Below are 13,219 nucleotides of genomic sequence, written 5' to 3' on the forward strand. Positions count from 1 at the left end.
CTGCCGGGATGGTCTCCGGCCATGCCTATGGCAAAGCGCTGCGAACGGTGAAGACCTGCGTCGGCAGCGAATGGTGCCGCTTCGGCACGCAGGACTCGACTGGGCTGGGCGTCAAGCTGGAGCGCAAGTTCTGGGGCAGCTGGATGCCGCACAAGTTCAAGATGGCAGTCAGTGGCTGCCCGCGCAATTGCGCCGAGGCGACGATCAAGGACTTCGGCGTGATCTGCGTCGACAGCGGCTATGAACTGCATGTCGGCGGCAATGGCGGTATCCATCTGCGCGGCACCGACCTGCTGTGCAAGGTGGCGACCGAGGAAGAGGCGATCCACATGGCCGCCGCTTTCGTCCAGCTCTACCGCGAACATGCCCGCTATCTGGAACGCACCGCACCGTGGATCGAGCGGATGGGGATGGAGTGGCTACGCGCGCTGCTGATCGACGATGTTAAAGGGCGTGATGCGCTGGCCGCGCGCTTCTGGATCGCGCAATCGTTCAGCCAGGACGACCCCTGGGCAGAGCGTGCCGCCGGTCAGGACCGCAACCTGCACCGTCCGATGGCCGAGTTCCGACCCATCACACAACTGGAAGGGGTTGCACCATGATGCCGCAATGGATTGATGTTGGCGCAGTAGAAGAGGTGCCATTGCGCGGTTCGCGCGCCATCAAGGTGGCGGGCGGCGAGGAAATTGCGGTCTTCCGCACCGGCTCTGGCCAGATCTACGCGCTGATCAACCGCTGTCCGCACAAAAACGGCCCGCTGAGCCAAGGCATTGTCCATGGCGACAGCGTGACGTGTCCGCTGCACAGCTGGGTGATCAGTCTGGTCACTGGTGAGGCGCAGGGAACAGACAAAGGCTGCACGCCAACGATCCCGGTGGAGGTTCACAGCGGGCGTATCATGATCGAGCGGGCCGCTGCACTGCGGTTGGCGGCGTGAACGCAACGCGCACAACCTGTGCCTATTGCGGCGTCGGTTGCGGCGTCCTCGCCACGCCTGCTGCCGATGGCCAGAGCGCAGCGATTGTGGGTGATCCAGAACATCCCGCAAACGCCGGGCGTTTGTGCTCCAAGGGCACGCATCTGGGTGAGACGCTGAGCCATGAGGGCCGTCTGCTGCATCCGGAGATCGGCGGGAAGCGCGCAAGCTGGGAAAAAGCCATTGCGCATGTCGCACGCCAGTTCCGCCGCACGATCGAGCAACACGGCCCGGATAGCGTCGCATTCTATGTATCAGGCCAGCTGCTGACCGAGGACTATTACGTCGCCAACAAGCTGATGAAGGGCTTTATCGGATCGGCCAATATCGACACCAATTCGCGGCTGTGCATGTCGAGCGCGGTCGCCGGGCACATGCGCGCCTTTGGTGAGGATGTCGTGCCCGCCAGCTATGACGATCTGGACGCTGCGGACCTGATCGTACTGGTCGGATCGAACACCGCCTGGTGTCATCCGGTGATCTATCAGCGGATGATGGCTGCGCGGGCGGCGCGCGGCACAAAGCTGGTGGTGATCGATCCGCGACGCACCGAAACCTGCGCCGATGCCGATCTGCACCTTGCATTGCGCCCCGGCAGCGATGTTGCGCTGATGAACGGCCTGCTGGCCTTTGCGATGCGCGAAGGACACATTGACCTCGATTACGTCGAACGCAGCGTCAATGTGCCGGATGGCTGTTGGGACTCGCTCTCGGAAGGTCACGACCTCTGGTCTGTTGCCCGCGCCTGCGACCTGCCGCCTGCCGATGTCCAGGCGTTCTTCGATCTGTTCGCCGCGCACCCGCGCACCGTCACGATGTTCAGCCAGGGTATCAACCAGTCGATCCGCGGCACCGATCAGGTGAATGCAATCCTAAACTTGCATCTGGCAACAGGCCGCATCGGCAAGCCCGGAGCGGCTCCGTTCTCGATCACCGGCCAGCCCAATGCAATGGGCGGGCGCGAGGTCGGCGGGCTGGCCACGACGCTGGCCGCGCACATGGATTTCGCGCCTGAAAACCGCGATCTCGTCCGCCGCTTTTGGGCATCGCCAACGATGGCGGCAAAACCGGGTTTGAAAGCGGTCGACCTGTTTCGCTCGATCGGTGAGGGGCGGGTCAAGGCAGTCTGGATCATGGCCACCAACCCGGCGGTATCACTCCCCGATGCAGGCACAGTGCGCGAAGCATTGGCCGCATGCCCGTTCGTGGTCGTCTCCGATTGCATCGCGAATACCGACACCAGTGCCTATGCGCATGTGAAGCTGCCCGCCACCGGATGGGGCGAAAAGGATGGCACGGTCACAAACTCCGAACGGATGATCAGTCGCCAGCGCGCATTCCTGCCGGCTGCGGGCGAGGCAAGGCCAGACTGGTGGATCATCAAGGAGGTCGCGCGCGCGATGGGCTGGCGCGAAGCGTTCAGCTTTGACAGTCCTGCCGACATCTACCGTGAGCATGCGCGGCTTTCTACTTACCAGAATGCCGGTAAAAGGGTGTTCGACATCGGCGGCCATGCCGCGATCTCCAACCCTGGCTATGACACCATGCAACCCTGGCGCTGGGGCGGTGATGCCTTTGCCGATGGTCGATTTTCAACGCCGGATGGCAAGGCACGGCTGGTGCCTGTCAACCAGATGGAGCTTGGCGAGCCGCTCAGGGCCTGGCCGTTGACGCTCAACACTGGGCGCTATCGTGACCAGTGGCATACCATGACCCGCACAGGCCTGAGCGCACGGCTTGGCCAGCACAGGCAGGAACCGCTGGTTGAAATCCATGCTGAAGATGCTCTGGCGCACGGCCTGTCTGATGGCGGACTGGCTCTGGTGGCAACACCGCAGGGCAGCAGCGTCTATCGGGTGTGCATCAGCGATGGGCAACGGCGCGGCGAACTGTTCGTGCCGATCCACTGGACCGACCAGCAATCAACCGGTGGCCGCACCGGCGTGCTCGCCCGCGCACTGACCGATCCGCATTCGGGGCAGCCTGGGTTCAAGAACGCACCGGCGCGGATCTCTCCGTTCGTCGCCGAATGGCACGGCTTTCTCATCGCTTCGGTACTGCCTGATCCTTTGCCATCCAGCTATGCCACTAAGGTGCGAACCAAGGCCGGATGGCTGGTCGAGATGGCAGGTGATGGCGATCCGCTGGCGTTCGCCAAGCGGGTTCTGCCGCGCGGCGGGCGCATCGAAAGCCATGACGGCGCGCACGGTCAGCACCGGTTTGCCATCCTGCGCGACGGCGTGGTCGTGGCGGCTCTGTATATCGGCCCGCAGAAGCGGCTTCCCAGGCGCGAGTGGTTGATTGCTCAGCTCGGGATTTCTGAAGCCAGCGCGACCGAGCTGCTGGCTGGGCGCTCAGCCACACCCGCGCCCGATCGCGGCGCGATTGTCTGCAGCTGCTTCGACATCGGCACCATCACGTTGACCAAGGCCATTACGAACCAGCGGCTGATGACGACCGAGGCGGTTGGGGCTGCGTTGTCTGCCGGCACAAACTGCGGCTCATGCAAACCCGCAATCCAGCGGCTGATCATGCAACACAAGGAGGCAGCCCATGGCTGACATCAGTTTTGGCTCTGGCGATGTCTGGCTGGTGGGTGCTGGCCCAGGCGATCCTGACCTGCTGACCCGCAAAGCCGAACGTTTGCTGGCGATGGCCTCGATCGTGTTTCACGATGCACTGGTCAGTCAGGCGATACTCGATCTGATCCCCAGACAGGTGATGCAGGTGCCGGTTGGCAAACGGTCAGGGCGGCACTCGATGTCCCAGCCCGCAATCAACGGCCTTCTGGTGAAATCCTCGCATAACGGACACCGCGTCGTTCGGCTAAAGGGCGGCGATCCTGCAGTGTTCGGACGGATGACCGAGGAGGTCGATGCACTGCAAGCCAAGGGCATACGCGTTCAGGTATGCCCGGGAATCACCGCCGCCAGTGCAGCGGCAGCTTCCGGAGTGTTCTCGCTGACCAGACGCGGCAGCACGAGGGCGCTCACGTTCATCACGGCGCAAGGCTGCGGGAACGGGCAAAGCGACATCGACTGGTCAGCGATCGCCGGTGCGCAAACGACACTTGCGATCTACATGGGCCGCGCCGCTGCACCGCATATTGCAGAGCAGCTGATAGCCAACGGGTTGCTGCCGAGCACGCCCATCCTGATCGCGGTCAACGTCTCTTCTCCCGGCGAGCGCCTTATCCGTGGTCGTCTGGATAGACTGGCGGCGCTGATGGCGACAGTCGGAGACAAGGATCCTGCATTGTTGCTGGTGGGTGAAGTGACCCAAGCCAATGCTGAAGCGGCCGATTTGAGTTCAGAATGGTTCGACTTGCCGATCGGAATGGCATCGGCTCCCAAAGTCCGTATCCGCGCATAAGGTTGGGACAGCGCCTCCACCACACCCTTATTGGACATCCGGTGAACTATAAAGATGGCGAGAGTATCGACCAAGTTTAACCGCCCGGCACCTGTCAAACGTTCGAGTGACTGGTTACGGCATAAGCCGACACTCCTGCGGCCACATCGGAACGACCGGGTGTGGGTCGGATTCGGCCTCAGCGGGGCACCGTCGGCTTTTGGTGAGTCAAGCCACCCTCAGCCAAACTCTTGCGCTACCAAACCTAAACCCTCTGACACCGGAGCCATAGATATCCCGACCCCCGCGTCACGCGCATATGACGCCCAGTTGGAAAGCGCTGCACGCACGTCGTCTACGATGGAAGCCGTGCGCTTCGGCGAAACCCCATGGACCTTTGCGAGCTTCTCGACATGCTCGCGGGTGATGATGCGGCCTTCGCCCAACACAGCCATGTAATGCTCGCCGCCGGGACCGTTCGAGAAGGTGAGGTCGAAGGCGGGCGCAAGCCGCCAGTCCCCTTGGTCGTACATCAGGAAAGCGTGCTGGCGAACATGGTCGTCACGGTTTCGCGCAAGCACGTTGAAGACCATGCGCCGGAAGGCCTGCTCGACGTCGGCCATGCTGTAGGTGATGGCCAAGGTCGCCTTCAGGAAGGCGATGAAACGGGCCGCAACACTGCCCTGCTCCTGCCACGCCTTGTCGAGACCATCCTCGGCCTCGGCGAGAATGCCCTCGGCCGCTGATTGCGGAACCTCGCCGGTCGCAGGATCGCTCGGCCGTCCCGCCTTGATCGAGGTGCCCTTCCCCTCATAGCTGCGATTGTCCGCGAGCGCGAAGATGGCGAAATCGAGGGCAAGCCCCGGATCGCCAAGCAGGCAGGCCGACAGGATATTGCGGCGCTGAACGGCGAGCTCGTCGAACAGCCTCGCGCTGATCGGCTTCTCGCTTCCGGGTGCGATCGCCTCAGGCCGTGCGGGAGCACCACTTGCGCGGCTCCCTGAGGTCGGCGCTGGCTCTTCTGCCGTTGCGGTGACATTGCCTTGGTCATCGGTCTCGAACGACAGCCGCTTCTCGCTGTAGTAATCGGCCTCGAGAACCATCTCGCCGCGGGTGGTGAGCACGAGGAAGCGGCCGACTTCACCGCGCCATTCTTCAGGCAGCTCGCGAACCGGATTGTTGAGGTCGCTGCGTTCGGCATCGAGAGCCTCGTATTCCGCGACCTCGAAGATGACGCTAAGGCGGCCTGGCTTGCCTATGCGGTGGCGCTCTCGCTCGAGGCCAAGAAGGGCTATGGATCCGAGTATCATCCGGTTCATGCCGTGCTTGGGTCGATGCTCGATGTCGACGTTGCGGCTCTGTCGCGATGACTTGGCCTTTTGCCATCACGGCACAGCCGGGCAAGCTTCACGCGGTCTGTGCGCCTGGCGCTGGCGAAACCCTTGGGCACATTGAAAGGGCGCTCGATGTTCCAGACGGGTCAATCGCTCGAGCCTGCCGCCTCGCAAGGACACTGGGCATTGCGATTGATGCGGGCCTCGTCCCGTGGCTGTCTGAGCCGCTGGCGAGAGATGGGGACGACTAGCGCGGCGAGTGGCGCCACAGAAATCTTGCTATTTTGGCAATAATTGCTATTTTAAGGCCAAGAGGAGATACCACCATGCCAGCGGCGGCGAATGAGCACCCCAGGGTTCCCCTAACCCGGTTTCACAACAACACCGGCGAGTTCCTCGATCTGGCAACCAAGCAGCCGGTCGTCCTGACCAGCCATGGCCGCGAGCGGCATGTAATCGCAGATAGCGAGTATTTCCGCCATCTTGAACAGGCGGCACGCGGTGTGATCGCCGGCCACATGAATATCGAAGCTGTCGCTTCGTCCGACATGACCGGAGCCGACCGCAAGGCTTTTGCCAATGCACGGCCTTCGGCCAGTGAACTTGCCAATGACCGCTGGGAAGACTGACCGACCCGCCGCAGGCCATATCCTCCGTTACGTCTATCTCTTCGAGGAAGAGCAGAGACGAGGCCGCGACGAAGGCGTCAAGGAACGCTTCGTCGTCGTTGTGGGTGTGGACGGCTCGCGCTATCTGGTCGCCGCGATCACGACCAAGGGCGAGGGGCGCAAGAACGCCATCCCCATCCCCGATGAGATCGCACGCACAGCCGGGCTCGTTCCGGGTAGCGCGATTGTCGTTTCGGAATTCAACCGGTTCACCTGGCCCGGGTTCGACATCAGACCCCTGATGAAGCAGCCCGGGTACATTGCCGGACGACTCCCACCGCGGTTCACAGCAAAGATCATCGATGCCATCGGAGCCTGGGGCGCCGCTGCCGTCGATCGCGATTGATTTCCGGAACGCCGAGGCAGCCTGCTCCTTGGAGCCTTGTCTGATCGTGCATCAACGTCAGGCCAGTCACGCCGGCGTTGTGGATTGGCGCCGGAGGTGGCCGAGGTCGGGTATTCCGGATCAGTGCCGCAGAGGGACCTCTCGCTCACCGGGATCGGCAAGGGCGGGCGAATTATCCCGTGATCATCATCGTCAATAACAAGCCGGTACGCGGCGAAGTTGATGTCCAGGCGTGCGATAAGCTCCTGTGCCAACAGCACGTCCGCCGACCAGTGCCCATGCCTCTTTGGTCGAGCTTAGGGCCAACCTGCAGAAATGCGAGCCGTGTTGCCCGGCAAGCCGGGCTGCCCGCACCACCTCGATTTCCGAGGTTCCCCGCGCGCGGAAGCGCGCGGTGTCCCAGCTCTCCCGCCGAGGCTCGACAAGGGCACCGGCGGACGAGCCGTCGGTACCAAGGAGGCTCTTGCAATGAACATCGTCAACCTCGTCGGCCGTCTCGCCAAGGATCCCGTTGCCCGCGACCGCAGCGACACCCGCATCACCGAACTGATCCTCGTGACTGAACGTCCGGTGATCCGCGACGGCAAGGTCCAGAAGGATCCGGAAACCGGCTACCCGGTCAAGGATGCCGAATTCCACAAGATCACCGTCTTCAACGGCCTCGGTCTCCCGCTGCGCCAGCACAAGGCCAAGGGTGACCAGCTCGCCGTGACGGGCCGCATCCACTACTCGCGCTGGCAGGACGCCGAAGGCAACGACCGCTATGGCTGCGAGATCATCGCCGAGAACGTCGAGTTTATCTGACCGGCAGGGCGGCGCGCAGGCGTCGCCCGAGCCCTTTCAGGGGGGCGACAGCTGGACACCGGTGGCGTCCAGCTTCGTCCCGCGGTGACCGCAGTTGCAGCGCAAGTGCCGCGCGACGATTTCCAGCTTCATCGGGATGGATTTGGCAAAGCATTGATCTCGTAGTTTGGCTGCCGGAACGATCACAACGCGGTAGCAGCCGAGACATTCTACCTGCGCGTTGAGGCCATGGCGAACCAGATCGGCCACGGTATCCAGACGTTTGCTGCTCATGGTCGGTTAGAACAATATAAGAACATTGGGAGTCAAGGAAGACAGGGGGCGGGCAGGAAAAATACGAGCAGGTGCTTGCCGTCCCCCTGGCCTTCGGCCGGGATCGCGCTCTACTCCGCCAACCGCCCTTGGCGCCGGGACTTCGTCCGGCAGCCAACGACGGTCCGGCTCCACCGAGTCCCTTTCAGGGTCTCGGCCCAGACGGGTGACGATCGCTGACGGGTTGGGTCGCGGCGCGCTTGTCGGCGGCAAATGCCGCCGTCTCGGCACGCGCGGACCCAACCCTGTCTGGCGGCGGCGCTCTCAGGCTTTTCGTCCTACGTCCGATCGCGTGATTTTCAAGGCAGTGTCGATTCTTCCGGTTAGCTTCCGCAGAGGAGCGCATTGCGGATAGGCGCCTTCGAGGAGCCCCTTCAGCTCGATCAGGAGGCTTTCCACACCGCTTGGCGAATTGGCACGGTTGAACAGCGGATCGTCTGAAGACATGTCGCCATAATAGAGGCTGACGGGGTCATCCAGGGCGTTCAGTAGTCGAAGCGGCACGTCGGCGTAGAGCCAATCTACGAGCACGCTCATGAGCTTGTCGACGCGCCAGTTCACCGCTCCCGGCTTGCTGTTCGATTGCAGGATCACCCCCAGCAAACGCCCTGCTAGCTGATGCTGAGCCAGCGTCATGCTGCCATTCGGCTTGCGATCGTATCCGATCATATCGCGGTGGTAGGGGAGCGTTTGCCGAGATGGGCGCGCAACGATGGTGCCCTTAGCCTTTGCTCGGCGCTTGTCCTGCGGCGTTGCCGCTTGCGGCGAGACAAAGATGTCGTGATTGGGCATCGATGACCCGGCCCAATGTTCTGCTGTTACTGGAGCAGGCAGTGCGTTGATACTCCTCACAAGGGCATCAAAATCGAAGTCCTCAGTACGCTTGGAAGCGACGAAGAGGGTACAGCGATACGGAAAGTACAGACCATGCCAGTCTGCGGCGCCGAGCTCCCAACCGTTCCGCTTTGCCCAAGCAGCCCGTTCATCGCTCACCATCGGCCCCGAATAGGGCTCATCGATGAGTATGAACTGTCCGCTGGCCGGCAGCTTCCAATAGCTCGAATGGTCGTTGCCGGGCAGTTCCTCATCGAGATCAGCCATGGCGCGGCTAGCTTCGACGTAGTCGCAAGGACGTAGACCGGTCATTTCCATGAACCGCAGAGCTCGCGCTGCCTTGCACAAGCTGTCGCGAACATACTCTCGTGTTGGCCCGACCATGTCTTTCACGAGATGGTCGGATGCAGCCACGCGCATGGATGCGAGACCGCCGACAAGCTTGAGCTCGGCTTTCGAAACCAGTTCCAAGAGCGGCCGCGATAGGGTGACGGGCAGAGATTCACGACCCCGCTCGAACGTCTCCTGGTCTTCCCAGTAACCGGTCAGGAATACTTGGAACGACTTGTCGCACATCGTAGTGCGCGCGTGCTCGTAGTTCTCAAAACCTGCACTTTGCGCGGCTGAGTTGAGGGCCTGTCGGTAGGGAATACCATCTCGCTTTTTGCGCTGGTTCGCGAGGCGTTTGATATTGGCCAGACTGGACGGCCGCACGTTAGCAATCGACATGATTGTTCTCCGCGGCTTGAAATGTAGCGTCGCCCGTCAACCACCAGCACTCAAGCCCGAACAACATGCTGCAAGGGATCGTGAGATATCGCGGCAGTGCTGATCGACAGCTTGGCTTGGAGACGGGCGTCATGCTCCTGCCGGGAGCGCTTTATCTTTTATACGATCAGGCGAATCGTGACAACAGTCGCTGGGCCGACTTCAAGTTGAAAAGTCCGGCGAAACTGCATCCCTCTCGGGATCATCTCATACGAAGCGCGCAGCCGGTTAGCGCAATCAAGCAGCGCTGGCTGCTCAGGCCGATCGGCTTTGCCACCGCATCCGCGCACAATGGAATGGCGGTGTTCCCGCTGTAACCCCTGCGCAGGGCCGAAGGGGCGGCCCGGCGTGGCGCCGAGGCGCCTGACCGGTCCTGCCTTCGTCTCTTGCTCGGGGGCGGGAACGTCTCTTCCACACACAGGAACACCTGCCGAAACATATCGGTCTCCGGCGCTCGTCAAGGATCGCGGTTCCCCCAATTTTCTGCACACGTGCCTGCTGCGCTGCGCTTGCGGCAAGTGCGCAGAAAATCGGCACCCCCACGCCCGCCGTGGCGGCGGCGAGCATGGCTCGCCGTCCCTGACTGCACGCCTCCCAACCGATGGCTTGTCGGCCGTTCCCGATGTGGGGACGATTTCAACAATCGGAGGCTACCCATGCAGAAATTCAACAGCTTCGCTGATCTCGCCAATGCGCGCATCGAACTCGCCGACAGCCGTGACGGTATCGTCGAATCCTACGACGGTGCCTTTGTCGAGCACAGCGATCTTGCCAAGCTGAGCATCATCGATGAACCGATCGCAGCTGAAATGCCGGATCCCGACATGGCGCGCCGCGCCGTGGAGATGGCTATCGGAACGATCTTCGATGTCCTCAAGGACACGCGCATGGAGGAGTTCGCGCAGCAACTTGCCTGGGGCATGGTCAACTCGTTTCACATGACCGCCCGTCTGGCCGAGGGGCGCGAAGACGATGCCGCCAAGAAGCTGGGTGAGCTCGCTCGTCACTTTGATCCTTCGGAGATCTACGCCGTGGAACTCGAGGAGACACAGGCGCTCTGCCAGACGCTGCAAGGATGCCGAGAAGCGCTCGAGGCAATGCGGGACCATGCTGCCGACGTCTACCGGGTCGAAACAGGCCGGGTATTCACAGCCACGCGCGGGTCGCAGGTCAGCAAGAATGGTGTGACCGCCTCGCAGGTCCAGGCGCAGGATTACCTTGCCGCTCGGGCGAGAGATCGGCGGGCACAGTTCCAGCCCGATGGGCCGCTAGTGATCGTCTCTGGCGGCCAGCAGGACTGGCATGATTTCGAGATGATCTGGGAGATCCTCGATGACATCAAGGGCCGCATCCCAACGATGGTTCTGGGGACGACCGGAATGCGCAAGGGTGTCGATGCCATGGCAAATGCATGGGCACAGCGGAACGGGGTGCAAACCATCCTCTTCATGCCCGATCGTCGTCACGGCAACCGTGCCCCGTTCTTGCGCAATGAGAACATCGTGAAGCTGGGGCCGGTCGAGGCGATTGTCGGCGAAGGTTCCGGCATCCAGTCCAACTTGGCACAGCGCCTCCGCCAGGCGGGAGTGCCGCTCCACATCCGGCGCATCAGTGATCAGCGCAAGCCAGGCTCACGCAGCCTCGCATGAGCGCTTTATGGAAGGCTCCGGCTCTGACCGGGGCCTTCAATTCTTCTTTCGTGCGAACACGGGCTCAGGGGGCATCGAACCCCCCTTGCCCTTCATGGAGGAAGCCCGCTGGTGCCTGATGCTAAGCGCCGATTGGAACATGCAAAGGGGCGGCCCGAGATCGGTGGGAATGGCCCCGCTCAGTATCCGGTCCTCACCCCTAAAGAGGAGGGGGAAAGCAAGATGGCGAGCAGCAGCAGGAGGCAAAGATGCTCGTCACTTTCAGGGTCAAGGACAAAACAACTCGGCTCCATTCTGAACCTGCGGAAATCTCCGCGCTCGAGCTCGCAAGCTTGATGCGGCGGCTGCACGCGGGCCATGCCGACATCGAAACCGAGAGCCACGAATTCTCGGCTGCACCGCTCAACTTCGAAGTCAACGCGAACTCTCTTTCCCTCGCAAGCTTTGCCGCCTGCTTTGACTGGCGAGCCGAGGTAATTGCGATTGTCGAGGAGGCGCAGTTTCTTGGGCGAACGCTGCGTGTCCACTGCCCCGGCGGACCCTCCCCGATCACCATCATGGTCTCCGAGTATATCGCCCTTGCGCGCGACATCCTGCTGCCATCAGAACTTGCCGCCAAGGTCGTGCGGGCACTGGGGCAGGGCGATGGTTCAGAGGGGGAAATCCCGCTGGATGCGCTACGTGCCCTGCTTAGCGATCACCATACCGCTGAGGCCTTTCGAATTGCCCAGATCGAGACCGTCTTCGAAAGCCTGTCGGTCCTTGCATACACCGATTGCGGCGAACAGTTTCCAACAATGGAATGGGCGTCCTGAGCGCGTTCTCAGGTGAAGCACTGCTCATCCGCTGAATGGCAATTTTGCTCCCGTCTCTGAATACACAGCGCTAACCAGTTTCAGGTCGATCGACGAACAGCCTCCCGTTCGTTCGGCAAGGGGAAAGGGTGCCCGGCCTCAAGCCGTGGTGCCCTTTTCTCATGCCATGGGACTGGCGCTCTGCGCGAGGGTGGCAACGCTCCCAAGGCGCGGTTTAAATCCGACTTCAGCCTCATGCCAATGGCCCGTCCACCACCATCGCCATGAGCACTCAGGACATGCCCGGGTCAACCACAAACAGGCCGACCGGGAAGTCCGCAAGCGGACTTCCGCACCACTCGACCAGTTTGCGGTCAAGCCTCCGCTTCGCTCCGGTGACCCGAGCACATCCGGAGCGCTGCTTCATGGCATGGCGGACGAGCCGCCAACGACAGGAGGCAACGATGTGCTACACCGCAGAAGCCTATGAAGCTGACACCGCCACGATCCGCCAGATTGATACCGACATCATCGCACTCGATGAGAAGATCATGCAGGCAGAACGGCGCTCTTATCACACCTTCTTCGATGTGCACGTGGTCCAGGCCGGAGACGGCTCATATCTGCTGATCGAGGAAGGTGACTACGGTGAGCTTCCGCTGCATCTGATCGACGACATCGTCTACACCGCAACCGGCAAGATGGACGACGAGTATTGAGCCCAACGGGTGCGGGTCGCCGCACCCAAAGGTCTGTGTGTCACTCTGCGTCTCAGCCCAGTTTGGTCAGCGCGTCGACCGCCGCTTTGGGCTTCACTTTGACGGCGAGTTCGAGCAGCTGGATTGCCCGGTCTTGCCCCACCTTTCGCACCAGTCTGGCGAGCTGCTTCTCCGCCTCTTCCTGTTCGAGTTCAGCGAGCTTTTTCTTGCGCTCCGCTAACTCCTTTTCAGCGGCTTCAAGAGCAGCGCGCTCGCGTTCAACCTTTGACACCATAAGGCCCATTCCTCGCGTCTCGTTTGACTGGCAGATGATAACCATCTGTGGGGTCAAATCGAGACGTTTTTTTGTCTGATGCTTCTGCGCCCTCGCGGACAATCATAATGGCACCGCGCAACTGAGGCTTCGAGACGGGCACTGCCGATCGTCGTCGATGCAGTGCAGTCTCCGCTATCGGGTGACGCCGGCCTTTGGCCTGGCTTCCTTCCGGAATGCCACCTCCGACATGCGACTCCCCCCAAACCTTTGATCTCAGCACATAGCCGCCAAGTCCCTGAGAAAGCACACCGAACACGGTTTGACCGTAAGGCGTTTCGGAACGAATCTCGTGTAATTGCAGGAGTTTAGGCGGAAATTAGCGACCCTGGGGAGCGGTGAAACATGTTT

Annotated in this window: 14 protein-coding genes and 1 pseudogene; 11 read left to right on the forward strand and 4 right to left on the reverse strand. The window is 61.8% G+C overall.

Annotation, left to right across the window (positions count from 1 at the left end; all coding sequences use genetic code 11):
- The 4 genes and pseudogenes from DM995_RS22485 to cobA all read left to right on the forward strand — a co-directional run.
- Nucleotides 1-602 (forward strand): annotated as a pseudogene (locus DM995_RS22485) (nitrite reductase large subunit); the annotation flags it as partial.
- Nucleotides 599-937 carry a nitrite reductase small subunit NirD gene (nirD, locus tag DM995_RS16390; protein ID WP_017671397.1) on the forward strand — a complete coding sequence of 113 codons (339 nt, stop codon included), beginning with the start codon at nucleotides 599-601 and terminating at the stop codon, nucleotides 935-937. The pseudogene DM995_RS22485 and the gene nirD, both read left to right, overlap by 4 nt.
- Nucleotides 934-3,537 carry a nitrate reductase gene (locus DM995_RS16395; RefSeq protein ID WP_066214149.1) on the forward strand — a complete coding sequence of 868 codons (2,604 nt, stop codon included), beginning with the start codon at nucleotides 934-936 and terminating at the stop codon, nucleotides 3,535-3,537. Before nirD ends, DM995_RS16395 begins: the two co-directional genes overlap by 4 nt.
- On the forward strand, nucleotides 3,530-4,348 hold the full coding sequence (cobA, locus tag DM995_RS16400; RefSeq protein ID WP_066214152.1) for a uroporphyrinogen-III C-methyltransferase: 819 nt from the start codon (nucleotides 3,530-3,532) through the stop codon (nucleotides 4,346-4,348). The genes DM995_RS16395 and cobA overlap by 8 nt, the downstream gene beginning before the upstream one ends.
- A gap of 218 nt (nucleotides 4,349-4,566) precedes the next feature.
- Here the strand turns inward: cobA and DM995_RS16405 are convergent, their stop codons facing one another.
- The gene (locus tag DM995_RS16405) at nucleotides 4,567-5,646 is read right to left on the reverse strand and encodes a HipA domain-containing protein (protein ID WP_116970108.1); all 1,080 of its coding nucleotides are present in this window, start codon (nucleotides 5,644-5,646) and stop codon (nucleotides 4,567-4,569) included.
- A 341-nt stretch (nucleotides 5,647-5,987) separates the two neighbouring features.
- Between DM995_RS16405 and DM995_RS16410 the strand changes: the two genes are divergently transcribed.
- The 3 genes from DM995_RS16410 to DM995_RS16420 all read left to right on the forward strand — a co-directional run bounded on the left by DM995_RS16410 (nucleotide 5,988) and on the right by DM995_RS16420 (nucleotide 7,479).
- A complete protein-coding gene (locus DM995_RS16410; RefSeq protein WP_022675507.1) occupies nucleotides 5,988-6,290 on the forward strand; it encodes a type II toxin-antitoxin system Phd/YefM family antitoxin in 303 nt (100 codons plus the stop codon).
- Nucleotides 6,271-6,675 carry a hypothetical protein gene (locus DM995_RS16415; protein ID WP_022675506.1) on the forward strand — a complete coding sequence of 135 codons (405 nt, stop codon included), beginning with the start codon at nucleotides 6,271-6,273 and terminating at the stop codon, nucleotides 6,673-6,675. The genes DM995_RS16410 and DM995_RS16415 overlap by 20 nt, the downstream gene beginning before the upstream one ends.
- Before the next feature lie 468 nt (nucleotides 6,676-7,143).
- On the forward strand, nucleotides 7,144-7,479 hold the full coding sequence (locus DM995_RS16420) for a single-stranded DNA-binding protein (protein ID WP_022675505.1): 336 nt from the start codon (nucleotides 7,144-7,146) through the stop codon (nucleotides 7,477-7,479).
- Nucleotides 7,480-7,515: 36 nt separating this feature from the next.
- Here DM995_RS16420 and DM995_RS16425 read toward each other — a convergent pair whose 3' ends face one another.
- Together DM995_RS16425 and DM995_RS16430 are read right to left on the reverse strand one after the other, a co-directional pair.
- Entirely contained in the window at nucleotides 7,516-7,752 is a 237-nt protein-coding gene (locus DM995_RS16425; RefSeq protein WP_022675504.1) for a hypothetical protein, read from the reverse strand.
- 303 nt (nucleotides 7,753-8,055) lie between these two features.
- Nucleotides 8,056-9,354, reverse strand: coding sequence for a DUF5623 domain-containing protein (locus DM995_RS16430; RefSeq protein ID WP_116970109.1), 1,299 nt, complete (start codon nucleotides 9,352-9,354; stop codon nucleotides 8,056-8,058).
- A gap of 65 nt (nucleotides 9,355-9,419) precedes the next feature.
- Here DM995_RS16430 and DM995_RS16435 point away from each other — a divergent pair, with 65 nt between their 5' ends.
- The 4 genes from DM995_RS16435 to DM995_RS16450 all read left to right on the forward strand — a co-directional run bounded on the left by DM995_RS16435 (nucleotide 9,420) and on the right by DM995_RS16450 (nucleotide 12,555).
- A complete protein-coding gene (locus tag DM995_RS16435; protein ID WP_156447555.1) occupies nucleotides 9,420-9,710 on the forward strand; it encodes a hypothetical protein in 291 nt (96 codons plus the stop codon).
- Between the two features lie 339 nt (nucleotides 9,711-10,049).
- Nucleotides 10,050-11,042: a DUF2493 domain-containing protein gene (locus DM995_RS16440; RefSeq protein ID WP_116970111.1), complete on the forward strand. Its 993-nt coding sequence runs from the start codon at nucleotides 10,050-10,052 to the stop codon at nucleotides 11,040-11,042.
- 248 nt (nucleotides 11,043-11,290) lie between these two features.
- A complete protein-coding gene (locus DM995_RS16445; RefSeq protein WP_116970112.1) occupies nucleotides 11,291-11,857 on the forward strand; it encodes a hypothetical protein in 567 nt (188 codons plus the stop codon).
- A 443-nt stretch (nucleotides 11,858-12,300) separates the two neighbouring features.
- Nucleotides 12,301-12,555, forward strand: coding sequence for a hypothetical protein (locus tag DM995_RS16450; RefSeq protein ID WP_052241794.1), 255 nt, complete (start codon nucleotides 12,301-12,303; stop codon nucleotides 12,553-12,555).
- A 52-nt stretch (nucleotides 12,556-12,607) separates the two neighbouring features.
- Here the strand turns inward: DM995_RS16450 and DM995_RS16455 are convergent, their stop codons facing one another.
- Nucleotides 12,608-12,829 carry a hypothetical protein gene (locus DM995_RS16455; RefSeq protein ID WP_157973245.1) on the reverse strand — a complete coding sequence of 74 codons (222 nt, stop codon included), beginning with the start codon at nucleotides 12,827-12,829 and terminating at the stop codon, nucleotides 12,608-12,610.
- Between the last annotated feature and the right edge of the window lie 390 nt (nucleotides 12,830-13,219).

It is taken from the genome of Blastomonas sp. UPD001 (assembly GCF_003426715.1).
Classification (GTDB): Bacteria; Pseudomonadota; Alphaproteobacteria; order Sphingomonadales; family Sphingomonadaceae; genus Blastomonas.